A 25,414-nucleotide genomic window follows, 5' to 3' on the forward strand; every position below is an offset into this window, starting at 1 on the left:
TCTATTCACCTTAGATACTTTATCACAACGAAAACAATATGTCAAGGATTATTCCTTGTTTATAAACAACGCCTTTAATTATAATCAATTGTATCAAATTTTGCAATAAAAATTTTGAAAAAAAGCCGCGGAATACTTCCCCGCGGCTTCAAAGTTATCGATGCACTTCGGCTTTGAGCGCATCGATAAAGGCATCCAGCGCCATTGTGTCGCTCTTTTGCTCCCCGTATTTACGGACGTTTACGGTGTTTTCTTTCATTTCGTTATCCCCAACCACAAGCATATAAGGGATTTTTTGAATTTGTGCCTCACGAATTTTGTAGCCGATTTTCTCATCCCGCTCATCCACTTCGACACGGAATCCTTGGGATTGAAGCTTCTGTTTGACTTCGTAAGCGTAATCGAGATGGGCTGCCGGCGAAACCGGAATGACTTCCACTTGTACCGGAGCAAGCCAAGTTGGGAATGCCCCTTTGTACTCCTCGATTAAAAAGGCGACGAAGCGTTCCATTGTTGAAACAACACCGCGGTGGATGACAACTGGACGATGCGGTTTGCCGTCTTCGCCAATATAAGTTAAATCAAAACGCTCCGGCAATAAGAAGTCGAGTTGAACCGTTGACAGGGTTTCATCTTTGCCAAGCGCTGTGCGTACTTGCACGTCTAATTTCGGGCCGTAGAACGCCGCTTCTCCTTCCGCTTCATAGTACTCCAGTCCAAGTTCGTCCATCGCCTCTCTTAACATGCTCTGCGCTTTTTCCCACATCGCATCATCATCATAATATTTTTCTTTATCATGTGGATCGCGGTAAGAAAGACGGAACGAATAATCATCCAAGCCGAAGTCTTTGTAAACTTCAAGGATTAAGTTGACGACGCGCTTAAATTCGTCTTTAATTTGGTCAGGACGCACGAAAATATGAGCATCATTAAGCGTCATACCGCGGACACGCTGAAGTCCTGTAAGTGCTCCCGACATTTCATATCGATGCATCGTTCCGAGTTCGGCAATGCGAATCGGCAATTCCCGATAGCTATGAATTTTATTTTTATAAATCATCATGTGGTGCGGACAGTTCATCGGACGTAGTACAAGTTGCTCATTGTCCATTTCCATCGGCGGGAACATGCCGTCTTTATAATGGTCCCAGTGACCGGATGTTTTATATAGATCGACGCTGCCAAGCACCGGAGTATATACATGCTGGTAGCCTAATTCGATTTCTTTATCGACAATGTATCGTTCAATAATACGGCGAATCGTCGCACCTTTCGGTAACCAAAGCGGTAGGCCTTGTCCGACTTTTTGTGATGTTGTAAACAACTCAAGTTCTTTGCCTAACTTGCGATGGTCGCGTTCCTTTGCTTCTTGTAAAAGACGAAGATGTTCTTCAAGATCCTCTTTTTTGAAGAACGCTGTTCCGTAAATGCGCTGCAGCATTTTATTTTTGCTGTCGGCGCGCCAGTAAGCACCGGAAATGTTTAACAGCTTAAATTCTTTAATTTTTCCCGTTGATGGAACGTGAACACCGCGGCAAAGATCGAAAAATTCTCCTTGCTCATAAATCGAAATAATTTCTCCTTCTGGAATATCGTTAATAAGCTCAAGCTTTAAGTTATCGCCGATTTCTTGATAGAGGCGAATCGCTTCTTCACGGCTTACTTCTTTCCGAACGATTTCCAAGTTTTCTTTAGCAATTTTTTGCATTTCTTTTTCAATTTTTGGAAGATCTTCTGGCGTCAGCGATTCTTCCATATCAATGTCATAGTAAAAGCCGTTTTCAATGACTGGTCCAACACCAAGCTTCACATTTTTGTACAGCCGTTTAATCGCTTGCGCCATAAGGTGAGCAGTACTATGGCGTAAAATCTCAAGCGCCTCTGGCATATCTTGCGTAATGATCGAAATCGTACCGTCTTCATAGATCGGTGTGCGCAAATCAATAAATCGGTCATTTAATTTTCCGGCAATCGCTTTTTTCTTTAAACCAGGACTAATCGATGCCGCGATGTCTTCTGTCGTCGTTCCTTTTGGAAACTCCTTTACGGCACCATCAGGAAATGTAATGCGAATCACGTCTGACATTCCTTTCACTCCTCCTTCATTGATAAAAAAGCGCAAGCGCCCCAATTTCACCTAAAAACTGCCCACGTCTTGTGGACAAACGGCAAAATGTCACCATCCCAGCTTCCGCAATGGGCAAATGTTCTTCATCCGCTAGACGGCTTGTCGCCCTAAGAGGACTGGCTTGCCCCCGAAGGCTTGGGCGCTGGTGCTAGGTAGCGATTTAAATGTTATCCTTTTTTTAATTATTAAATAAAAAAACTCATCCCTCAACTAAGGGACGAGTTTGTTTCGTGGTTCCACCCTTCTTCCCACCGCAGACAGAAAAAGGCACTTTTTGCCTAAAGCGATGGCTCGAATGGCATAACGGCGCTTCCCGTCAGCAATTACTAGATGAAAGCCCATCGTTCACTGCTGAAGTTTAGAGGTGGTAAGTGCATTTTTCGTGTTAGGAAGGTTCCAGCCGCTGCCTTCCCTCTCTGGGAACCGTAAAAATACACCCGTGTCCTCATCATCACTTTTTTCATTATTTCCATCTTTCACAACTTATGTACGTAATTATAGAACGAGAAAAAACAAAAATCAAGTCATTCCTTGTCCATTTTTGCCAAACTCAACGGGGTGACATAATTGAATGCGCTCTTGAAATACATTTTGAATCGTTTGCACCATTCCATCATCTTCATGCGTCGTGTATAAATAAATGTTTTGCGGCGCGATGGAGACGAGCGGAGCCAACACGGAAGAATCAACATACATCGGCTGACTGATGATAAGATTTCGATCAATCAGCTGTTTTAACTGGCTTAATGTAATTTTTTGGAATTTTTCATCATAAAAAACAAAACCTGGCGGTTGATGCACAAGATGAATCGCTGATAGCTTTGACTGGCGCGATTGTACGCAATCGCGCAGCATTTGAACAAAGTTTTGATATTCTTGTTCTAGCTTATATTCGTCAATCGCAAGTTCGACATAATGCTGGAGCCGTTCGATATACAGTTTTAAGCGAAATTTGACAAACGACTCAAACGAAAAGGAAAGGTCATCTTTTAAAAATAACAACAGCGCTTCTTCAATTAACGTTTCACGCGGGATGACACGTTCGTGGTCACACCGATAATCGTACCGTTCCCCGTCAATAAACGAATGAGCAAGCTGCAAAATTTGTTGTTGCTCCTCTTCATCTTTGAAATAAAACGTGCCTGAAATAATCGATAATAAGAGCCGATCCTCGATAAAGCGAAGAATAAATTGAGTAATTGACGGAATGAGAAAGCGAGAAATGCTCTCGCGAAGGTTCTGCTGTATGTAAATCGTCACGCGCGAATCACCGGTGTACGCTAATTGAAAGAGCCTATTTTTTTCATGTTGCTGTTTCTGTTTCAAGACATGAAATAGTTTTTCAGCATCGTTCGCTTGTTCGAAATAAATTTCAATCAACGTTGTCCCCCCTTATGAGTGAATGCTTGTTCTATATATATGGGAGGACAAACTCATTTAGAATCAGAAAAAGCAAAAGGCTAAGGCACAAGAAAAAGGATATTTCACTGTACATGAAATATCCTAGTCAAGGCGACGATTTCTCCCTTTAATTTCAACTGGCTGGGCTAAGTAGCGAATGCGTTCCATAATGCGTGCTGCCTTCATTTGCTCTTCTTCCCCGCGCTGGGAATATGTTAAATGATGGGCAAGCTGTTGCAAGTCAAAATTCGATGTAAAAAAGGTCGGCAAGTTTTCTAGCATACGATATTGTAAAATTGGACCTAACAGATCGTCGCGCACCCAACTGGACATCGACTCAGCTCCAATATCATCTAACATTAAAATGGGGACTTTTTTGACATATTCCAGCTTTTCTTGAATCGTTTGATCTTGTAGCGAACTTTTTAGCTCACGGAAAAATTCCGGTACGTATACGATGAGAGAAGAGATGTTTTTTTTCGCAAGAGCGTTGGCAATCGCTCCGAGAATGTATGTTTTGCCTACGCCAAATGAGCCGTATAAATACAGTCCTTTCACCTTTTTCCCCGGCTCGTAATGGGAAACAAATTGTTCGGCCAGCTCGATTGCTTTCATTCGTCCTTCATCAGCAAGGTCAATGTCTGATAGCGATGCTTGTAAAATTTCGCGCGGAACAAATAGGCTTTGAATGAGTGATTCTTGCCGTTTTCGCTCGTCGTATTTGACTTTCGTTGGGCAACGGTCGTACTGAACGTCAATCGAATTTCCTTGTAATACAAGATGAGGGTGGTAGCCTTTTAATAGATTTTTACATTGTTCCAAACTTGGGCACTGCTCACAGTTTTTACTTTGTTGGATAAATTCGTATAGCTTCATTAAGCTTCGATCGATCATTTCTTTTGTTACTTCGCCTTCATGCTCATGCAAAAACGCCCGTACCTCTCGATGAGAGAGAATTTCGTTTTTTAGTTGCTCATATCGTTGTTGAAAATCTTTACGGTGAAGCAGGCGATTCAATATTTGATTCATTCGTTCCATTATTCCACATCCCACTACTCATTGCGATATTTTTTTAATCGTTCTTCTAATTCGCGGCGTTTTTCTTCTACATCGACGGCTTGTTCTTCTGTTGTCTCGCTTCCGTTTTGACTATAATCCATGTTCAGCCAATCAGGCAACATTTCTTTGCGAACGACTTTTTTGCTCGTTTTTTTCTCTTTTTCGTTCGCCCAGCTTTGATATTTCTTCGCCTCCCGTTTGGCCAACTCCATTGCTTCTTTGACGGTGCGAATTTTTTTTCGCGCCCAATGGCTCGCAATTTTTTCTACATAAGCTTTCGATAGTTTCATATCTGTGCGCAACATGACGTAATAAATCAGGACGTTGACGACACCGGGAAGCAATTTTTGTTGGAACATAATGTCTTCAATGAGTTGTAAGTCGCTCATAGAAGGCTCCGCACCGCCGGAAATATCAATCAACAGCTGACGTGGGGAAATGGTTTCTAGCTGTTTGATGAGCTGCTCTTCTTTCGTTTTGGGCTCTACATCGGTCATCGTCCGATATGGCAATGGCTGAACGCGTGCGCTTAAGCTGGGCAACGATTCTCCGCGCTCAAACTGATACCAGTCGCGTGCGGCTTTTCGCAAAGCATCAATATCAATATGCCAAGAAGGATCAATGACGTTCATGACGAGCTTTTGCATATCGAGTGGCCCAATTCCGTACAAAAACGCTAACTTTTTAATCGCTTCCCTCACCTTGGTCGTAATCGCTCGTTTGGGAACGATATGAGTCGACAGTCCCGCAAAAAATAACTCAAAATCAAAGATCTCATCATCGAGCGTGTAATGCTCTTCGCTTCGTCCGATATATTCGTATCCATCCGATACACGTAAATCGTTTTTTGTCTCATCGTTCATGACCGCGACCATTTGCTCAGGATGAACGGAATAAAAGATGTCGTTAAATGATCGAGTAACGGGAGAAAATTTCGTTCGGTCGATAGATGGGGTAGAAAAAAATTGCTTTAATTTATGAAATTTAGTTTTACCAATACGATTATAGAGGAAAACGTTCAGAACGCCATCGGTGAAAAACTGCTCCGGTGTCAGCGGTGGTTGCAGTTCGTAAATGAACTGTTTTGGGTCTTGTTCATGATTGACATATGTTTTTAATAGTCCAATTCCTTCCAGCTTGAGACGTTCATCGTAAATATCCTTCAAGCTGCATTGCATAATCGCCATAAGACTATGGTGAGTCGTTTCTTCTCCCCAAAGCTGCTGTTCTAATTCGCTCCATAATGTCATGTATAAACTAAACGCCCGATGTCCAATTAACGGTTGATATAATAACGTGATGACTTTTCGATCAAAATCGTGCAAAATTCCGTTGCTTCGCACAGTGTAACGGTCAACCGGAATTAACTCCTTCCAATGATGTTCCATGCTCTCGACCTTCCTCAATAGACTAAAAAAGGGCTTGTCTGTATTATGTAAGCCCTTGTTAGCGCTGTTCCTTTTTAATGAGTTCTTTCAGTTCTTCAATAAACACATTTAAATCTTTAAACTGGCGATAGACGGAAGCAAACCGGACATAAGCGACCTCGTCCACTTTTGATAACCGCTCCATGACCATTTCGCCGATTGTTTCGCTCTTTACTTCTGCCACTCCCCGGTTTCGCAATTCTTTTTCGATGTCTTGAGTGATTTGTTCCAGCTGTTCTAAAGCAACCGGACGTTTTTCACATGCTTTAATTAAGCCGCGCAATATTTTTTCACGACTAAATTCTTCTCGTGTTCCTTCTTTTTTGACAACGATGAGCGGCATCTCTTCGACTTTTTCAAACGTCGTAAAGCGATAGTGACATTGTTCGCATTCCCGTCTACGACGAATCGAACGTCCTTCATCGACCGGGCGCGAATCAAGGACTCTTGTGCCATGATGGTGGCATGATGGACATTTCATATAACCAGCTCCGTTTTTATTCTTACTTTTATCATAGCGAAACAGCCGACAGTGGACAAGTCGTTTCCTCATCCGTTGATTCCTGAACCAATATAATGGAGACGTTGATCGAGTTTTCGATATAGATCGACAACGACCTGACGGCTCCAACCAAAATCAAATGGCAATAATTTCGTTTCCGTTGTCACAGAAAAATCGATCGCTGTTTCAAATGGACGAACAGAAATGACAGTAATGACAATGAACGCCTTTTTTCCACGACGAGTGGTCGCGCTTAATTCTCCACGTTCATCTGAGACGGATAACAATTCATAATCTGGCGAAGACTCGATAAGTTCTTTAATGGTCTTTATGGCGCTTGCATTTGTTGTTTTATAATACCGGCTGCGCAACTGCTCGTCTTCATGGTTTTCCCGCGTTTCACAATGATTCGTTAACACATATTTTAACTTGTTCCAAACGCTCATTTTCCTTGCCGCCCCTTGTTACCATACTACTTTTATCATACCACTGCTCCCGTATATATGTACAATGCGAAAAAAAGAGGTGCAACATCGACACCTCTTTTTGTTTCCATTATGATTTATAAAGCTTTTGCTTTTTTGATTTCGATTGGACCCATACCGCGTGGAAGTTCAATTGTTTCACGCGTTTGTGCTCCTAATGCTTCAGCGATATAATCAGCTGCAATTGTCGGATCTAAATGACCACATGTGTAAACATCAATGCTTGCATACCCATGTTCTGGGAAACTGTGAATCGTTAAGTGAGATTCGGAAATGATGACGACACCGCTTACTCCTTGCGGCGCAAACTTGTGGAATGCTACTTCACGAATTTCTGCACCTGATTTTAATGCTGCATCAACGAATGTTTTTTCAATGAATTCAATATCGTTCAACTTATCAAAATCGCATCCCCATAATTCAGAGATAACGTGACGACCCATTGTATCCATACTAATAATCCCCCTTTAACAAATTTTCAAAAAATAAACATGAATTTCTTTTGCATAATGGCATGTATAACTACCACGGGGGAAAGTTAGTCCAAAGAGGTCCTAACCCTTTAAGTAGTCACATTACCGTTGCGTTTAAGAAGTTCACGAGACATAGTATACTTTGTTTATTTTTTTTTTGCAATACAATTTTTTAATTTTTTGTTAAAGGGATGTTGTTTGTTATCTTTTCTTTCTTTTATTCCATCATAAAAACGCTTCAGAAACAGAAAAAGCGCCGATGATCACCATCAGCGCTGCGTTGTTTCTCAAGCATTAACTTGTACCATTTCCATCATTTTGCTTGCCACTAAGCTCGTTAAATCAACTACGCGGCATGAATAGCCCCATTCATTATCATACCAAGCTAATACTTTAATTTTTCGTCCTTCCATGACCATCGTTGATAATCCATCAATAATTGCTGAATGCGGGTTCGTATTAAAATCGATCGAGACAAGCGGTTCCGTTGTAAAATCAAGGATTCCTTTTAGCGATCCATTAGCGGCACGAATGAACACTTCATTCACTTCCTCCACCGTTACCTCTTTCTTAACGTCGACAACTAGATCAACTAACGACACATTTGGCGTTGGAACGCGAAGCGCCATGCCGTGCAATTTTCCTTTTAAATGCGGCAATACTAACGATAACGCTTTCGCTGCACCTGTTGTTGTTGGAATAATCGATTGGGCGCAAGAGCGGGCACGACGCAAATCTTTATGCGGGTTATCGATATTTTTCTGATCGTTTGTATACGCATGAACGGTTGTCATGAGCCCGTTTTCGATTCCAAATGCTTCATCAAGCACTTTTACTACCGGAGCGAGGCAGTTCGTTGTACAAGAGGCGTTGGAAATAATGAAATGCTGTTCAACATCAAGCATATGTTCATTGACGCCCATCACAATCGTCACATCTTCGTTTTTTCCAGGAGCGGTTAAAATCACGCGCTTGGCCCCCGCTTCTAAGTGAAAGTTCGCTTTTTCTCTCGAGTTAAATTTTCCTGTCGCTTCGATAACAATATCAATACCGAGTTCTCTCCATGGAAGCTCTTTCGGATCGCGCAAGCTTAACAACTTTACTTTTTTTCCATTTACAAGAAGTCCATCTTCTAGCGTAATGACTTCCCCCGAAAATTTTCCGTGATTGGAATCATATTTTATTAAATGAGCCAACGTTTCAGCTGGGTAACTTGCATTAATGGCAACGATATCTAAGTTTTTTGCGTCGATGGCATTTCGAAACACCATTCTCCCGATTCGTCCAAACCCATTAATCGCTATTTTTGCTTTCATTAGCTTTCTCCCCTCATATATATGTTATACTAATAAACAGCATTTTGTATAAATAGTATAACATATTTTAAGGGTTTGTGGAGGTAAAATAACATAAAAATAATAAAAAAGACGTCCTAATTTTATAGGACGTCCCACTTTGTTAAAATTTGTAGCAACTGTTGTTTTGTTTCTTCAATCGTTCCATTATTATCAATTACCGCATCAGCTTTTTTCACTTTTTCGTGTAACGGCATTTGCGCCTGTATTCTTGCGAGCGCCTCGTCCTGAGAAAAGCCGTTACGCTTCATGAGGCGCTCAAGCTGAATATGTTCATCGACATACACGACGATAATTTTATCGACAAAATGGGTGAGTCCGCTTTCAAATAAAAGCGGGATATCAAGGACTATCGTCTTCTCGCCACGGTGGATATACTCCTCCTTTTTGGCGAGCATATGTTGACGAACAGCCGGATGAACAATCGCGTTCAGCTTTTTTCGTTTTTCTTCATCATGAAAAACGATCGCTCCGAGCTTCGCACGATTGATCTCTCCGTTTTCCTGTAAAATCTCCCGGCCAAACACCTCAATAATGTTCTTATACGCTTCTTTACCAATTTCAACGACTTCGCGGGCCACTTGGTCAGCGTCGATCACAGGGATCCCCAGTTCCCGCATCATCCGTGTAATCGTGCTTTTGCCGCTCGCAATACCACCTGTTAAACCAATCGTTAATGACATTCTCCTGATTACTAAAATCTACTTATCGCGATCGAACCAGCAAAACTGCTTGCCGCCCGGATTCTCACTGTATTCCATCTGGAAGGGAATCTCTTGGTCATTCACCTGCTGCGAATGACCACCAGTGGTTCGCTGTTAGCGACAGCTACGTCATGTACCACTCCTTCCATCGGCCAGTACATGACAACGATTTTAGTAACCAGATCCACACCTCCTTCACTTGAATTTGATACAGGAGATATTTAAGTATTTTTATAGATTTTATACCTATCCCTATGCATTCACCTTATTGCTGACACCGCTCGCAATAATGCGTGCCGCGGCCGCTGACGACAATTTTTTGAATCGGATGCCCGCATTGTTTGCATGGCTCCCCTTTACGTCCGTATACAAATAATTGCAGTTGAAACATCCCGGTTTCTCCTTGTGTATTCACGTACGATCGTACAGTGCTGCCGCCTTTTTCGACCGCCTCTTGCAGCGTAGCAACGATTTCATGATGCAGGCGCTCGATTTCCTCCGTCGTTAAGGAAGAAGCGGGACGTTCCGGATGAATGCGCGCGCGAAACAATGACTCATCAACGTAAATATTGCCAAGCCCCACGACAACTGCTTGATCAAGAAGCACAGTTTTGATTTTTCGATTTGTTTTTTGGAGTTTGTCGGCAAGAACACCCGGAGTGAATGATTGAGAAAACGGTTCAGGTCCAAGATTCAACAACGGAGATTGTTGCTCTTCTTCCCCTTTTTTGAATACGTGCATGGTGCCAAACTTCCGCACATCGCGATAACGCAATTCCGTTCCATCGGTAAACTGGAAAATAACATGCGTATGCGGATCGAGCGGTACCTCCGTTGTTTGCAGGAGGTAACGCCCTTCCATGCGCAAATGGGATACAAGAACATGTTCATCAAAAAAGAATTTCAGGAATTTCCCGCGCCGTCCAATTTGTTGAATCGTCTGCCCTTTTAATATCTCAATAAACTGTGTTACATTGCTAGGATGTTTAATGATGTTCGGCCAAAATACTTTTACGTCTTGAATCGTTTTTCCGACGGTTAATGGAATGAGCGTTCGTCTGATCGTTTCGACTTCTGGTAATTCTGGCACTATCATCACTCCCTTTACTTTGCGTCATACCATGTTGGTCCGAAATGATAATCGACTTTGAGCGGTACATTTAATTCGATCGCATGTTCCATCACTTCAGGGACAATTTGCTTCAATCGTTCCACTTCCGCTTTCGGAGCTTCTAAAATCAATTCATCGTGAACTTGCAGCAAAATGCGTGCCTGCAGCTGTTCCTTTTCCAATCGGTTCGCTAAATCGATCATCGCTTTTTTGATAATGTCGGCTGCACTCCCTTGAATCGGCGTATTCATCGCCGTTCGCTCCGCAAAGCTGCGCAAATTAAAGTTGCGGCTCGTAATGTCAGGAAGATAGCGACGACGGTGTAATAATGTTGTCACATATCCTTTTTGTTTTGCCTGCTGCACAATATCTTCCATATATTGTTTGACGCCTGGAAAGCTAGCAAAATACCGTTCAATAAATTGCGCCGCTTCTTTTCGGGAAATATTTAAGTTTTGTGACAAACCGTAATCACTAATTCCGTATACAATGCCGAAATTAACCGCTTTTGCTTGGCGGCGCATTTGCGGCGTTACTTCTTCTTCTTTTACATGAAAAATATCCATCGCCGTTTTCGTATGAATATCTAAATCATGACGGAATGCTTCGATTAAATTTTCATCATTGGCAATGTGGGCAAGAACGCGCAATTCAATTTGCGAATAGTCAGCAGCGAAAATGACCCAATCCGGCTCGGACGGCACAAACGCTTGACGGATTTTTCTTCCCTCTTCTAAGCGAATCGGGATGTTTTGTAGGTTCGGTTCGGTCGAGCTTAATCTTCCTGTTTGTGTTAACGCCTGATTGAAAATCGTATGCACTTTATTCGTGTCAGCATGAACGACTTTCAGCAATCCTTCGATATACGTAGATTGAATTTTTCCTAATTGACGGTAGTGTAAAATTTTCTCAACGATTTCGTGATAAGAAGCGAGCTTTTCTAATACATCCGCCGATGTTGAATAGCCTGTTTTGGTCTTTTTGATAACCGGCAACTGCAATTTTTCAAACAAAATAACTCCTAATTGTTTTGGGGAGTTAATATTAAATTCTTGTCCAGCAAGTTCATAGATTTCCTGTTCAATGGTTTTCAGCTGCTCGCTTAACTCCTCTCCCATTTCCTGTAATCGTTTGACATCGATTTTGACGCCGGTAAATTCCATTTCCGCTAGAATGAGCGTTAACGGCAATTCTAATTCAGTAAAAAGGGAGTATTGCTCATTTTCTTGTAAGTCTTGAATGAATTCATTTTTTAAAGCGCGAATGGCAGCTGCTTTCCGGACAAGATGTTCAGCAAGAACCGTTTCATCCGGTACTTTTTGTTTGGCTCCTTTTCCGTATACCGCTTCATCCGTTTGTACGTCCGTATATTGTTTTGTTTTCGCAATGGATGCAATATCTTCCGTTGACTGCGATGGGTTCAAAATATAAGAAGCGATTAATAAATCAAAATCAATTCCCTGTAGATGAACTCCTTGCCATTTTAAAGCGACAATCGCTCTTTTGGCGTCAAAGACGCTTTTTTTCTTTGTCTCATCTTCCAGCCAATGTTTGAAGAGAGAAGATGATAACGCAACATCAGTCGGTATAAAAAAGTTTCCCCTCTCATTGGCAATGGCAAATCCGAGAATCGGAGCTTTATGATAATTGGTTTCAAGTACTTCAACAATAAGTGCCGCTTCATTTGTTAAGATAGAGTCGGTCACATCCTTGACGATAGTATAGTCAATAGACGATAGTTCCGTTGTGTCTTCAACGTCCTCTTGTTGAGCGATTTTTCCTAGTAACGAGTTAAACCCCAGCTCTTTAAATAAGGCAATCACTTTGTCGAGATTGTACCCGTGATATTCCGTATCTTCAATCGTGATTTCAAGCGGGGCATCGCGCAAAATCGTGGCTAATTCCTTGCTCATTAGCGCTAGGTCGCGATGTTCTGCAAGATTTTCTTTTAACTTTTTCCCACTCACTTGTTCAAGTGATTCAAGAAGATGTTCCACTGTCCCGAATTCTTTTAAAAGCTTTAGCGCCGTTTTTTCTCCAACGCCCGGCACCCCCGGAATGTTGTCTGATGTATCGCCCATTAATCCTTTTAAATCAATAATTTGCTTTGGGGTAAGCCCATATTTTTCTTCAATCAAACGCGGTGTATACGACTCGACATCGGTAATTCCTTTTCGAGTAATGTCAACGGTAACATGTTCGGAAGCAAGTTGCGTTAAATCGCGGTCCCCAGAAATGACCTTTACTTCAAATCCTTCTTTTTCCGCCTGTGTGCATAATGTACCGATAATATCGTCTGCTTCGTAGTTCTCGAGTTCATACGAACGGATTTGGTAAGCATCCAGCAACTCGCGCAATAGCGGGAGCTGTTCCGATAATTCCGGCGGTGTTTTTTGCCGGCCCCCTTTATACTCTTCGAACGTCTTGTGACGAAACGTCGTTTTACCTGCATCAAACGCCACCAGCATATGCGTCGGTTGTTCTTCCTCTAAAATTTTCATTAACATCATCGTAAAGCCATAAATCGCGTTCGTATGGATTCCTTTTTCATTATGTAAAAGCGGCAGCGCAAAAAAAGCGCGGTAAGCAATGCTGTTTCCGTCGATTAGTACGAGTTTCTTTTTCAAACATGTCCCCTCCTAAAAACATCTTGTCTCTATTGTAACATGATTAGCATGATAAATAAAAAAAGACGAGAACATTTTTTCGTTCTCGTCTCTCTCAAGGGTTGGCTCCTTGGATGAAGGGGTTTTCACTACTGATCGTAACAAATGTTTATGAATCGGAAGTAAAGCCGTTGTTAATGTTTTGTAAATCTATTGCTCTTTCGGAAAATGAACTGTAAATGTCGTTCCTTTTCCAACTTGGCTTTTGACCGTAATATAGCCGTGATGTGCCTCAACTAAGTGTTTTACAATCGCCAGCCCCAATCCTGTCCCGCCAGAATTTCGGCTTCTGGCTTTATCAACGCGATAAAATCGTTCAAAAATGCGGGGGATTTCCTTTTCATCAATACCGATTCCTGTATCTTTCACGTGAATGAGCACTTCTTCATTTTGATCTTCAACGCTTACTTCTACACGTCCCCCCTGAGGTGTGTACGTAAGGGCATTTGTAATTAAATTAATCAACACTTGCTTTAGGCGGTTACTGTCTCCATTGATATATATCGGTTGTGAGACATTGAGCTGTAAATCAATGTCTTTTTCCGCCGCTTTTCCATGAAACATCATAATTACTTCTTTAAGAAGTTGGAAAAGATTGATCGTTTCCAACTGCAATTGAAACCCTTGCTGTTCAATTTTTGATAAATCAAGTAAATCTTGGATTAAACTCTGGAGGCGTTCGCTTTCTTTCAAGATAATGGATAAAAAGTGTTCAAGTGCCCGCTCGTCTTTCATTGCCCCGTCCAGTAGTGTTTCGGCGAATCCTTTAATCGACGTAATCGGCGTTTTTAGCTCGTGCGATACGTTTGCGACAAAATCTTTGCGCATTTGTTCAAGTTTTTTCAGCTCCGTAATGTCATGAAAAACGAGAACAATTCCTTTCCATTCGTCGTTTGTTCCAATAATCGGCGCACCGTATACTTCAAAATGTTTTCGTTCAATATCAACCGTCAGTACAAGCTGTTTTCGTACTTTCACTTCTTTCATAAAAATTTCGTCAACAAGCTTGACGATTTCTTTATGAGCGAAGGCTTCATTATACAATCGGTATAAATACTCTTCCGGGCGAATATGGAAAATTTCTTTATACGTGCGGTTTACCAAATTAATATAGCCGCGACTGTCGATGAGAATTAGACCGCTTCCTACGTTTTCGATTAACGTATGTAAACGGTCCGTTTGCATTTCTTGCACTTTGCTCATCTCTTGCAAATTGCGGGCTAAAATATTAATAGAATGGCTGAGCATCCCTGTTTCGTCGCTGCGCGTTTCATATACTCGCGCTTTGTAGTTTCCTCTCGCTAATTCGAAGGCGACTTTCGTTGCTGCTTCAATTGGCTTCATATATTGGTCAGCAATTTTTAATCCTAACAAAATAATGACAATTAAAGCCGTTCCTAAACTGCTAATTAATACTCCCCAAATTTGTTGATTGACCTTTTTCAGCGAATTCACCGGGGAGCTTAAAATAACGTATCCTGCCTCTTGACCATTTTTCGAAAAAGGAACGATGTAATAATAGACATCATGCTTTTCTTCAATGATGGAAAGCTCTTTGTTTTTTTTGCTATGCAAAATGTCCCGGACAATTTTTTCATGGTCATCATCGCTAATATGAGCAATACGCCCCGTATCCAATAACGTCCGCTCCCGATTATCTAACACGGTAATGCGCGACGACAGCGTTTCACTCATCTCCTTTAATTGCGGGCGAATCATGTCAATCGTTTCATGTTCAAGTAAAAGAGCGATGATTTTTGCCTCTTTTTCGACTCGTTTATTCATCGCCTCTAAATAAAAATCTTTAAACAGCTGGCCGAGCAATAAACCGAGGCAAATCAATACCGAGACAATGAGCGAAACAAGCGCAAACAATAGTCTGGAACGGAAACTAGTCATTCCGTTTCGGCTCCTCAAGCTTATACCCTAGTCCTCTTACCGTTTTAATGTATAATGGCTTTTTCGTATCGTGCTCGATTTTCTCACGCAAATGGCTAATATGAACGTCGACAATGCGGGTATCTCCAGCAAAATCATAGTTCCAAACTGCGCTTAACAGTTGATCTCTCGTTAAAACACGACCTTTATTTTTTGCTAAATACACGAGAAGCTCGAATTCTTTTGGTGTGAGCTCTAAGCGATTACGCTGAAAGTAAGCCTCATAATAATCAGGGAAGATTTCTAAATCACCAATCGAAATTTTATCGCTTTCTTCTTTTTCTTCGCGTTCACTTGATAGCTGTGTGCGCCGCAAAATTGCCTTAATACGAGCCAATACTTCGCGAGGGCTAAACGGTTTTGTCATATAATCATCGGCACCCAGCTCTAAGCCAAGCACTTTATCAAATTCATCATCCTTCGCCGTCAGCATTAAAATGGGAATCATTACTTTTTGCTGTCTTAGTTGTTTACATACCTCAACTCCATCTAGCTTTGGTAACATAAGATCGAGAATGATTAAATTCGGCTGCTCGCTAAGCGCTTTTTCCATCGCTTCTTCTCCGTCATTCGCCGTAATCACCTCAAATCCGGCTTGCTCTAAGTTGTACTGCAAAAGCGTTACAATCGATTGTTCATCATCAACAACTAACACTTTTTTGCTCATAGACTCCTCCATCATTGTAGGATAGATGTTTATCTTTATCATACCATAAAACATAAAAAGAAAAGAAACCGCCTTATGATAAGGTGGTTTCTCACTCTAAAAATTTTCTAGTACTCGACTATCCCACGCCGATAACACATACGGTGGACAAACTGACAACGTGCCTTCCAATACTTTTTCTTTTTCATCTCGCAACGCTTGAACGTCAATATCAATGCAATGGTTTTCTTCATTTACATGCTTCACTTCAAATAAAAACTGCAATTGCTCGTAATGATAAACTGGTTTTAAAAAATGGATTTCTTGTTTCGTGATATGACTTCCCGGACCCGGCAAATATTTCGAAATAGCAGATGTGATCATTCCCGTTAACATAATGGCTGGAACAATCGGCTTTTTCAGCGGTGTTTGTGAAGCATAATCGTGCTGAATGTATAAAGGGTTTGCATCATCTGTCAATCCGAGATAAAGCAATAAATCTTTATCTTCAATTTTAGCGTTAATTACAAGCTTTTCCCCGACCGTGATTTCTGATATATTTCTCCCTAGTTTACGCTTTTTTAGCAATGCTAACACCCCTTTGTTCAGAAAACGTTTTCATTTTTATGTGGAAAAAATTCGGGGAATCATCCCCGAATTTTTTGTTGTTCTTTAGTTATTCTAATACTTTCATTACATTTTTAACAGATTCAACAGACTTAGCGAGAGCAGTCTTTTCCTCATCTGTTAATTCAAGCTCAATAACTTTTTCAATACCATTGCCACCTAAGATAGTTGGTACACCTAAATAAATGCCTTCGTAGCCGTACTCACCTTCAAGGTAAGCAATCGCTGGAAGAATACGGCGTTGGTCTTTAATAATCGCTTCAACCATTTCGACAAGAGAAGCAGCCGGAGCGTAATAAGCACTACCGTTTCCTAACAGATTGACGATTTCTCCGCCGCCTTTGCGCGTGCGCTCCACAATTGCATCAAGGCGCTCTTTTGGAATTAACGTTTCAAGCGGGATACCGCCTGCATAAGAATAACGAACGAGGGGTACCATATCATCGCCATGTCCGCCTAATACGAATCCAGTAATATCTTTTACGGAAAGATTTAATTCTTGAGCTACAAATGTGCGGAACCGCGCTGTATCAAGCACACCGGATTGGCCGATAACTCGGTTTTTCGGGAATCCAGATTCTTTATACACCGTATATGTCATCGCATCGACTGGGTTTGTAAGCACGATAATATAGCAGTTTGGTGAATATTTGACGATTTCTTTCGTAACAGCTTTCATAATTTTTTGGTTCGTTGTTACTAAATCGTCTCGGCTCATACCTGGTTTGCGTGCAATACCTGCCGTAATGACAACGATGTCGGAATCGGCCGTATCGGCGTAGTCCGAAGTACCGATGATGTTGGCATCAAAGCCTAAAACAGGACTTGATTCAAGCATGTCTAATGCTTTTCCCTTCGTTGGATTTTCCAACTGCGGGATATCTACAAGCACAACATCACCTAATTCTTTTTGCGCTAAAAGAAATGCGGTTGTTGCTCCTGTAAATCCTGCTCCAATGACTGAAATTTTTTTCCGTTTCATTGCCATGTTTCTCATCCTCTCTCCATTATTCTCCCATATTGCGAATTAATGCATCGGCAAATTCAGAACATTTCACTTCCGTTGCTCCTTCCATGAGACGAGCAAAATCGTAGGTAACAACTTTTGAAGCAATTGTTTTTTCCATAGCATCAATAATGAGTTTCGCTGCTTCGTTCCAACCGAGATGCTCAAACATCATTACACCTGATAAGATAACAGATGATGGATTCACTTTATCCAATCCCGCATATTTCGGAGCTGTACCGTGAGTCGCTTCGAAAATCGCATGTCCTGTTTCATAGTTAATGTTCGCACCAGGTGCAATTCCGATGCCACCGACTTGAGCAGCTAAGGCATCAGAGATGTAGTCACCGTTTAAGTTCATCGTCGCAACGACATCAAATTCGCGCGGACGCGTTAAAATTTGTTGCAAGAAAATATCCGCAATCGCATCTTTAATGATGATTTTTCCAGCAGCTTCTGCCTCTGCTTGCGCTTTGTTGGCTGCTTCTTTTCCTTCAGCTTCAACGATACGGTCATATTCTGCCCATGTGAATACTTTATCTCCAAATTCTTCCTCAGCCAACTCGTAACCCCAGTTTTTAAAAGCTCCTTCCGTAAATTTCATAATATTTCCTTTATGAACAAGGGTGACGGATTTTCGTCCATGCTCGATCGCATAGTTAATCGCCGCACGCACTAATCGTTTTGTTCCTTCTTCCGAAATTGGTTTAATGCCGATCCCTGATGTTTCAGGGAAACGAATTTTGCGAACGCCCATTTCGTTTTGTAAAAACTCAATGACTTTTTTCACTTCTGGTGTTCCTTTGGCATATTCTATTCCTGCATAGATATCTTCCGTATTTTCGCGGAAAATAACCATATCCGTATCTTCAGGGCGCTTCACTGGCGAAGGCACCCCTTTAAAGTAGCGAACAGGGCGTAAGCAAACGAATAGATCCAGCTCTTGGCGAAGAGCAACATTCAATGAACGAATGCCACCACCAACTGGAGTTGTCAATGGCCCTTTAATGGCAATTATGTATTCACGAATAACATCCAACGTTTCTTGCGGTAACCATTCTCCTGTAAGATTATACGCTTTTTCCCCAGCAAGCACTTCTTTCCAGACAATTTTCTTTTCGCCTTTGTATGCTTTTTCTACAGCGGCTTCTAAAACGCGGGAAGCTGCCGCCCAAATATCAGGGCCTGTCCCATCTCCTTCAATAAATGGAATGATTGGATTATTTGGTACGTTTAACACACCATTTGTTACTGTAATTTTTTCTCCTTGAACCACTGTCACAACCTCCAATTTATTTGATAATAAAGGTGAGAACATGCAAACATCTTCTCACCCTTTATGCCACAAATTTCAATCTCTATGCTCGATTGGCACATATGATCGCTTCGCTGGACCAGTATATTCAGCGCGCGGCCGGATGAGACGGTTGTTCTCATATTGCTCTAGAATATGCGCAAGCCATCCTGACATACGGCTTACTGCGAAAATTGGTGTAAACAAATCATGATCAATTCCTAAACAATGGTAAACAGACGCAGAGTAAAAATCAACGTTTGGTGGCAATGATTTTGTTGATGTGACAATGTCTTCAATCTTTGCTGACATTTCATACCAATGCGGCTCACCAACAAGTTTTGTGAGCTTCTCTGACATTTTTTTCAAATGTTTTGCTCGTGGATCGCCTAGTCGATAGACACGATGACCAAATCCCATAATCTTTTCTTTGTTTTCAAACTTTTTATGAATATATGATTGGACATTGTCGACACTGCCAATTTCCGTAAGCATTTTCATAACGGCCTCGTTCGCTCCTCCATGAAGAGGCCCTTTTAACGCGCCAATCGCTGCTGTAATGCCCGAATAAATATCCGATAATGTCGCAACACAGACGCGTGCTGTAAATGTCGAAGCATTTAATTCATGGTCTGCATGCAATATAAGCGCTTTATCAAATGCTTCTACCGCAATTTCGTTCGGCTCTTCCCCTGTCAACATGTAAAGAAAGTTCGCTGCAAATCCTAAATCTTCGCGAGGTTCAACCGGCTCTAGTCCTTTACGAATGCGAGAGAATGCTGTCACAATTGTCGGGATTTTCGCTTGCAAACGGATCGCTTTTCGGTAGTTCGCATCCGCATCTATCACATCCGCTTCTTCGTCATATAATCCCAACATAGACACCGCTGTTCGTAACGCCGCCATCGGATGTACATTTTTAATTGGATACACTTTAAAATGATCGATTATTTCTTTGGGAATTGAGGCATTTTCCGCCAATTGCCGCTTTAATTCTTCCAACTGTGCTTTTGTTGGAAGCTCGCGATGCCAAAGCAAATAGACGACTTCTTCAAACGTCGCGTTCTCTGCTAAATCATCAATATCATAGCCGGCATACGTTAATGTGTCGTCAATGATCGAGCTGATGCTGGACGTCGTTGCGACAACCCCTTCTAGACCGCGTGTTACTGTCATAACCATCTCTCCTTTTCTCTAAAGATTCCCCTTCTCCCATTTGCGTTTCACGATATGAGAGCGAGCGCTTGCTCGAAATGAATGAATAAAACCCCAAAAGAAAATGCTTACATTTTATATTGCATTCATATTGTCACCAACTGAAGCGTTGGTGACAATATGAATGCATCATCAATCCTTCTGTTTTCTGAAAGTAAAAGGGCTTATGTCTATATTATAAACAATTATCTGACTTTTGTGAATCAAAACAACTCAATCTTTCTTAAATATTATTACACAAAAATGATTTTTATAAATATTCTATCACTTTCATAACCATATAGGCAATCCCTGCACCGATTAACGGCCCAACTGCAACGCCGTGAAATACAGAAACAGCAATAATCGTACCAAATACGAGAGCCGCTGTCATATGTGGGTCCGTTGATAGTAGCGTTACTCCTCCTTTCGCAATTAATGCCACAAAAATACCAGATAAAAGGGCGATCCAAGCAGAAAACGATTGAAGTGACTCCCCTAGTTGTTTAAATCCAATTTCTCCAGTGGCAATTGGTGCTAATACTGCGATAGTAATGACTGTTACTCCCCATTGAATCCCTTTAGCGTGAACCGTGGGCAACAGCTTGTCTTCTAGACCGATCAATTTTACAATCAATAAAATGGAAACAGCTACAATTAATGACTGATTTTTCGCAATAATACCTGTCACCAACAAAATAAGCAAAAATAAAATTGGCTGATTCAATGATTTTCCTTCCTTTCTATATATGTAGTTTTACTTCCATGAAACCTTCCTCTTTACGATCACGTATATAAACTTGTAATATATAGTTATGGAAAAAATATGGAGGTGGCATATTGTCCAAACATCATTTACATAGCGCCCTTCGTTTTCTTTTTGTCATTGCTGTTGTTACGCTTGGCGCACTGAGCATTTATTATGTATCAACCGTTACCTATCCGTTTATTATCGCTTTTTTCATTGCTTTTATGATTAACCCTTTTGTTAACTATTTGGAACAAAAAGCGAAAATGCCGCGCGCATTGGCTGTTGCTATTGTGCTAATTCTTTTATTTGCGATCTTGGCAGGGCTAGTAACGCTATTAATTGCGGAAATCGTCTCAGGTACTCAATATTTAGCGGACGTTGTGCCTGGACATTTTCAAAAGTTAGTCATGTATATCGAGGACTTTTTTGCCAGCCAGATTATTCCAATTTATAATGATTTAGCGGTTTTATTTAAAAATTTAGATGCAAATCAACAAGGTACGATCATGAGCAACATTCAATCGGTTGGTACAAAAATTGCTACAACGGTCGGACAATTTATTCAAGATGTGCTACAAAACATTCCGAAGCTGCTTGGCTGGCTGCCGAATGCGGCAACAGTCATTATCTTTTCGCTACTGGCAACATTTTTCATCAGCAAAGATTGGTATCGGCTCAGCAGAGCGGTGCAAAAAGTGTTGCCTCACAAAGTACGGACAAGCGGACGGACAGTGTTTATTAACTTAAAAAAAGCGTTATTTGGTTTTATTAAAGCACAAGTAACGCTCATTTCGATTACAACTGTGATTGTACTAATCGGACTATTGATTCTCCGCGTCGATTATGCCATTACGATTGCGCTGATTATTGGCCTTGTTGACATTTTACCATACTTAGGAACAGGAATCGTGTTTGTGCCTTGGATTATTTACGCTGCCGTCAGCGGAAATGTCCCATTTGCCATCGGATTAGGAATTTTGTATATTATTGTATTAGTCCAACGGCAAATTATGGAGCCAAAAGTACTCTCATCCTCGATTGGTCTTGATCCGCTGGCAACATTAATTGCTTTATTCGTTGGATTTAAGCTTATTGGATTTCTCGGCTTGATTGCCGGACCGGTATTGCTTGTCATTATTCGGACATTGCATAGTGCGAACGTCTTTCAAGATATTTGGAATTTTATTATCGGGAAACCGACAACATAAAAGAGCCTTCCGTAACGGGAAAGCTCTTATCTTTTTATATAGAAAAATGTTTTGGTGGTAAAAGAGGACTTTAGCCAGCGAACAAGAAACGGTTTGATAAATTTACGAGTAACTGGAAGAAGCAATATGAATCCTACAATATCTGTCAAAAATCCCGGCGTTAATAAAAGAACACCGCCTATAAAAATGCAAATGCCATCCAACACCGCTTCACTCGGAAGACGCCCGCGCATCAGCTCGTTTTTCGCTTCCTCAATGACCGTTACGCCTTGTCGTTTCGCAAGCCATGTTCCTATAATGCCGGTGGCAAAAATAAGCGCTACTGTCGGCCATACGCCGATCGTTTGACCAGAAAGAAGAAATAAGAAAATTTCCAATGCCGGAACAATAATAAACAATGTTATCAACAATTTCATGCTGCCTCTTCCTTCCTGAAAAAAGAATAAAAACAGAGAGGATTCTCTCTGTTTTTATTATACCTTATAATACGCTCGCATGTCCTTGATAAATAGCGCCAAATCCAGCATCGACGGTAATCTCTTGTCCATCTCTTAAAATCGAAGTAGCGTTTGGCACTCCGACGATTACCGGGATACCGAGACTTAAGCCAACTACCGCCGCATGGCTTGTTAAACCGCCTTCTTCTGTAATAATCGCCACTGCCTTTTCCAGTGCTTTCATCATATCTGCATCGGTGCTGTTGGTAACAAGAATCCCACCTTCTGTCATCTTGCTAAGCGCTTCGTCAGCTGTTTTCGCAGTGATGACTTTTCCGAAAGCAGATTTGCGGCCAATCCCTTGCCCTTTGGCGATGATGTCACCGATGACATGAACTTTCATCAAGTTCGTTGAACCCGTTTCTCCAACTGGAACGCCAGCCGTAATGACCACCAAGTCGCCATGTTTGACAATTCCTGATTTCACTGCTGCTTCTACAGCAATATCAAGCATTTCATCAGTCGTGTTCACTTGCGGAGCGACTTGCGGATATACTCCCCATGCAAGCGCCAATTTCCGAGATACGGAATCGCTAGAAGTAACCGCCACAATCGGTGCTTTCGGACGATACTTAGAAATCATTTGCGCCGTCTGTCCGCTTACCGTCGGAGTCACAATCGCAGCAACATCAAGATTTAACGCTGTATGTGCAACGGATTGACCGATCGCATCAGTAATCGTCGTTCCGCTTTGTTTTGTACGTTGTGCCAATAAATCTCGATATTGTAATGCTTGCTCTGTGCGCGAAGCAATTTGGTGCATCGTTTTTACTGCTTCAACAGGATAAAGCCCCGCTGCGGTTTCTCCTGATAACATAATCGCATCGGTACCGTCAAAAATAGCATTTGCCACATCGCTCGCTTCTGCCCGCGTCGGCCGTGGATTGCGTTGCATCGAATCCAACATTTGCGTCGCGGTAATTACAGGCTTACCGAGCGCATTGCATTTTTTGATGAGTTCCTTTTGCACAAGCGGCACTTCTTCCGCTGGGATTTCCACTCCTAAATCACCGCGCGCCACCATAAGTCCGTCCGCTACTTCAAGAATTTCATCAATATTGTCGACGCCTTCTTGGTTCTCGATTTTTGGAATGATTTTAATATCAAGTGCATCGTTTGCCTCTAACAACTCACGAATTTCTAATACATCCGAGGCACGGCGCACAAACGAAGCAGCGATAAAATCAATGCCTTGTTCAATTCCGAATAAAATGTCTTGACGGTCTTTTTCCGTAATCCCCGGTAAATTGACACGGACACCCGGTACGTTTACCCCTTTTTTATTTTTCAATACACCGCCATTAAGAACTTTTGTCGTAATTTCGCGCGCTTGTTTATTGACAGATAACACTTCTAGTCCGATTAACCCATCATCAAGAAGGATTTTGGCACCAAGAGTTACATCATCAATAAGTCCTTCATACGTAACAGAAATTCGTTCTGGTGTACCAAGCACTTCATCCATGGAAATGATGAGTTGTGATCCCTCTTGTAGTTCAATAGCCCCATTTTCCATGTTATGTGTACGAATTTCCGGACCTTTTGTATCTAAAAGAATCGCTACCGTTTTCCCTGTTCTTTTCGCCGCCTCACGAATATTTTGGATACGTTGACCGTGCTCTGCATAATCGCCGTGGGAAAAATTCAAACGCGCTACATTCATCCCCGCTTCGATCAACTCGACAAGCTTCTCCACACTTTCACTTGCCGGACCAATCGTACAAACGATTTTTGTTTTCCGCATATGTTCTATTCTTCCTTTCATTCATATATATGGTAACGATACCATGTTTTAAATCGAAAGTTCTTTCGATAATTGATACATTTTTTGGTCAACCGTATGCGTTTGTGATAAAGCTTCAATAATGTCGTGATCGACGAGGCGGTTATTTTGAATACCGACACAGCGTCCACCTTTTCCTTCAAGCAACAACTCAACTGCACGAGCGCCTAAACGACTTGCTAAAACACGGTCAAATGCCGTTGGTGAACCACCGCGTTGCACGTGTCCTAATACAGTTACACGCGTTTCGAATCCGGTCGCTTCTTGAATTTGGTTTCCGAATTCAACTCCGCTTCCGACACCTTCAGCAACGATGATAATACTATGCTTTTTACCACGCTCATGTCCTCGTTTTAAACGAGCGATGATATCATCCATATCATAGTCCGCTTCCGGAATTAAAATTGTTTCTGCACCACCAGCAAGACCTGCCCAAAGTGCGATATCTCCAGCATGACGTCCCATGACTTCAATCACATATGTACGCTCATGAGAAGTAGCGGTATCACGAATTTTGTCGATCGCATCAATAACGGTATTTAATGCCGTATCAAAGCCGATCGTAAAATCAGTCCCCGGAATGTCATTATCAATCGTTCCTGGCACCCCAACACATGGATACCCGTGCTCTGTTAATTTTTTCGCCCCTTGATAAGAGCCGTCTCCACCGATAACGACCAATCCTTCGATTCCATGCTTTTTCAATTGTTCAATACCTTTTAGCTGCCCTTCTAACGTTTTAAATTCCGGGCAACGTGCCGTGTATAACATCGTGCCGCCGCGATGAATAATGTCCCCAACATCGCCTACCTCAAGTTTTTTAATGTGTCCTGCAATCAGTCCTGCATAGCCATGATACACACCGAATACTTCTACTCCGTGGTAAATGGCTTTGCGCACAACAGCCCGAATCGCTGCGTTCATTCCTGGTGAGTCGCCGCCACTCGTTAATACACCAATTCTTTTCACGTTATTCACCTCGTTCATCATTTGTTCTCTCCACAAAAGTCCGACCTCATACCTCTTAAAAACTCATCAACATTCTATAAAATAACACGAAGCATAGTAGAACACAATAGAGAAACCGTTCTTTTGCAACTTTAAAATGAACTTTTCACACAAATGTTAAAATAAATTTTTCAATAATAACAAAGCTGTC

General features: G+C 41.7%; 22 protein-coding genes. 1 reads left to right on the top strand and 21 read right to left on the bottom strand.

The genetic code is table 11. The features are described from left to right. Positions 1-154: 154 nt before the first annotated feature. From thrS to HNR31_RS02630, 18 genes are all read right to left on the bottom strand, one after another. On the bottom strand, positions 155-2,086 hold the full coding sequence (gene thrS / locus HNR31_RS02545; RefSeq protein ID WP_181554675.1) for a threonine--tRNA ligase: 1,932 nt from the start codon (positions 2,084-2,086) through the stop codon (positions 155-157). Between the two features lie 561 nt (positions 2,087-2,647). Next, the gene (gene ytxC / locus HNR31_RS02550) at positions 2,648-3,508 is read right to left on the bottom strand and encodes a putative sporulation protein YtxC (RefSeq protein WP_181554676.1); all 861 of its coding nucleotides are present in this window, start codon (positions 3,506-3,508) and stop codon (positions 2,648-2,650) included. 123 nt (positions 3,509-3,631) lie between these two features. Further along, positions 3,632-4,567: a primosomal protein DnaI gene (dnaI, locus tag HNR31_RS02555; RefSeq protein WP_181554677.1), complete on the bottom strand. Its 936-nt coding sequence runs from the start codon at positions 4,565-4,567 to the stop codon at positions 3,632-3,634. 14 nt (positions 4,568-4,581) lie between these two features. Next, positions 4,582-5,976, bottom strand: coding sequence for a replication initiation and membrane attachment family protein (locus HNR31_RS02560; RefSeq protein ID WP_181554678.1), 1,395 nt, complete (start codon positions 5,974-5,976; stop codon positions 4,582-4,584). 58 nt (positions 5,977-6,034) lie between these two features. Then, positions 6,035-6,496: a transcriptional regulator NrdR gene (nrdR, locus tag HNR31_RS02565; protein WP_181554679.1), complete on the bottom strand. Its 462-nt coding sequence runs from the start codon at positions 6,494-6,496 to the stop codon at positions 6,035-6,037. 68 nt (positions 6,497-6,564) lie between these two features. After that, positions 6,565-6,963 carry a cytosolic protein gene (locus HNR31_RS02570; RefSeq protein ID WP_181554680.1) on the bottom strand — a complete coding sequence of 133 codons (399 nt, stop codon included), beginning with the start codon at positions 6,961-6,963 and terminating at the stop codon, positions 6,565-6,567. A 116-nt stretch (positions 6,964-7,079) separates the two neighbouring features. After that, complete coding sequence (speD, locus tag HNR31_RS02575; RefSeq protein ID WP_181554681.1) at positions 7,080-7,454, bottom strand: adenosylmethionine decarboxylase; 375 nt, start codon at positions 7,452-7,454, stop codon at positions 7,080-7,082. A 308-nt stretch (positions 7,455-7,762) separates the two neighbouring features. Then, positions 7,763-8,791, bottom strand: coding sequence for a glyceraldehyde-3-phosphate dehydrogenase (locus HNR31_RS02580; protein WP_181554682.1), 1,029 nt, complete (start codon positions 8,789-8,791; stop codon positions 7,763-7,765). Between the two features lie 122 nt (positions 8,792-8,913). Then, on the bottom strand, positions 8,914-9,513 hold the full coding sequence (coaE, locus tag HNR31_RS02585; RefSeq protein WP_181554683.1) for a dephospho-CoA kinase: 600 nt from the start codon (positions 9,511-9,513) through the stop codon (positions 8,914-8,916). Between the two features lie 286 nt (positions 9,514-9,799). Further along, positions 9,800-10,624, bottom strand: a complete 825-nt coding sequence (mutM, locus tag HNR31_RS02590; RefSeq protein WP_181554684.1) for a DNA-formamidopyrimidine glycosylase — start codon at positions 10,622-10,624, stop codon at positions 9,800-9,802. 14 nt (positions 10,625-10,638) lie between these two features. After that, positions 10,639-13,272, bottom strand: coding sequence for a DNA polymerase I (gene polA / locus HNR31_RS02595; protein ID WP_181554685.1), 2,634 nt, complete (start codon positions 13,270-13,272; stop codon positions 10,639-10,641). 189 nt (positions 13,273-13,461) lie between these two features. Then, positions 13,462-15,210 carry a two-component system histidine kinase PnpS gene (gene pnpS / locus HNR31_RS02600; RefSeq protein ID WP_181554686.1) on the bottom strand — a complete coding sequence of 583 codons (1,749 nt, stop codon included), beginning with the start codon at positions 15,208-15,210 and terminating at the stop codon, positions 13,462-13,464. Further along, complete coding sequence (locus HNR31_RS02605) at positions 15,203-15,916, bottom strand: response regulator transcription factor (RefSeq protein ID WP_181554687.1); 714 nt, start codon at positions 15,914-15,916, stop codon at positions 15,203-15,205. The genes pnpS and HNR31_RS02605 overlap by 8 nt, the downstream gene beginning before the upstream one ends. A 96-nt stretch (positions 15,917-16,012) precedes the next feature. Next, positions 16,013-16,483 carry a MaoC/PaaZ C-terminal domain-containing protein gene (locus HNR31_RS02610; protein ID WP_181554688.1) on the bottom strand — a complete coding sequence of 157 codons (471 nt, stop codon included), beginning with the start codon at positions 16,481-16,483 and terminating at the stop codon, positions 16,013-16,015. An 88-nt stretch (positions 16,484-16,571) separates the two neighbouring features. Further along, positions 16,572-17,510 carry a malate dehydrogenase gene (mdh, locus tag HNR31_RS02615; protein WP_181554689.1) on the bottom strand — a complete coding sequence of 313 codons (939 nt, stop codon included), beginning with the start codon at positions 17,508-17,510 and terminating at the stop codon, positions 16,572-16,574. A 19-nt stretch (positions 17,511-17,529) separates the two neighbouring features. Further along, complete coding sequence (gene icd, locus HNR31_RS02620; RefSeq protein ID WP_181554690.1) at positions 17,530-18,804, bottom strand: NADP-dependent isocitrate dehydrogenase; 1,275 nt, start codon at positions 18,802-18,804, stop codon at positions 17,530-17,532. Between the two features lie 75 nt (positions 18,805-18,879). Beyond that, positions 18,880-19,998: a citrate synthase gene (gene citZ, locus HNR31_RS02625; protein WP_181554691.1), complete on the bottom strand. Its 1,119-nt coding sequence runs from the start codon at positions 19,996-19,998 to the stop codon at positions 18,880-18,882. 289 nt (positions 19,999-20,287) lie between these two features. After that, the gene (locus HNR31_RS02630; protein ID WP_181554692.1) at positions 20,288-20,743 is read right to left on the bottom strand and encodes a DUF441 domain-containing protein; all 456 of its coding nucleotides are present in this window, start codon (positions 20,741-20,743) and stop codon (positions 20,288-20,290) included. A 113-nt stretch (positions 20,744-20,856) separates the two neighbouring features. Here HNR31_RS02630 and ytvI point away from each other — a divergent pair, with 113 nt between their 5' ends. Further along, a complete protein-coding gene (ytvI, locus tag HNR31_RS02635; protein ID WP_181554693.1) occupies positions 20,857-21,975 on the top strand; it encodes a sporulation integral membrane protein YtvI in 1,119 nt (372 codons plus the stop codon). A 26-nt stretch (positions 21,976-22,001) separates the two neighbouring features. Here the strand turns inward: ytvI and HNR31_RS02640 are convergent, their stop codons facing one another. The 3 genes from HNR31_RS02640 to pfkA all read right to left on the bottom strand — a co-directional run bounded on the left by HNR31_RS02640 (position 22,002) and on the right by pfkA (position 25,224). Next, positions 22,002-22,391, bottom strand: coding sequence for an FxsA family protein (locus HNR31_RS02640; RefSeq protein WP_181554694.1), 390 nt, complete (start codon positions 22,389-22,391; stop codon positions 22,002-22,004). Positions 22,392-22,455: 64 nt separating this feature from the next. Further along, positions 22,456-24,216, bottom strand: coding sequence for a pyruvate kinase (gene pyk, locus HNR31_RS02645; RefSeq protein ID WP_181554695.1), 1,761 nt, complete (start codon positions 24,214-24,216; stop codon positions 22,456-22,458). 48 nt (positions 24,217-24,264) lie between these two features. Further along, complete coding sequence (gene pfkA / locus HNR31_RS02650; RefSeq protein ID WP_181554868.1) at positions 24,265-25,224, bottom strand: 6-phosphofructokinase; 960 nt, start codon at positions 25,222-25,224, stop codon at positions 24,265-24,267. Positions 25,225-25,414 lie beyond the last annotated feature (190 nt).

Origin of the sequence: Thermaerobacillus caldiproteolyticus, assembly GCF_013761245.1 — a bacterium.
Lineage (GTDB): Bacteria > Bacillota > Bacilli > Bacillales > Anoxybacillaceae > Thermaerobacillus > Thermaerobacillus caldiproteolyticus.